This is a genomic window from Psychrobacter sp. TB55-MNA-CIBAN-0194 (genome assembly GCF_040309505.1).
In the GTDB taxonomy this organism is placed as follows: Bacteria; Pseudomonadota; Gammaproteobacteria; order Pseudomonadales; family Moraxellaceae; genus Psychrobacter; species Psychrobacter fozii.
In genome coordinates, this window is record NZ_JBEOOW010000850.1 from 1 (window position 1) to 232 (window position 232).

Sequence of the window (232 nt, forward strand, 5' to 3'; positions counted from 1 at the left end):
TAGGTGCACCTGCTGAGATCATTCCTTTACCATCTTTATCATGGCACAAGGCACAATTTTGCTGAAAGATTGCACTGCCTTGAGCGACCAAAGTTTGATCGAGCTTGCCGTTATCTTTGCTACCGTTGTTAGCAGATAGTGATAGTACATACTCTGACGCTGCACGCACGCCATCTTCACCGATCTGATCGCGCCATGCTGGCATACCACCAACGCGGCCATTGTGTAGCGT

The 232-nt window shown here is 49.1% G+C and carries 1 protein-coding gene; it reads right to left on the reverse strand.

The window, feature by feature from the left end; all coding sequences use genetic code 11:
* Window positions 1-232, reverse strand: a 232-nt coding sequence (locus AAEY75_RS17330) for a c-type cytochrome (protein ID WP_352260431.1), incomplete at both ends; no start/stop codon positions are given.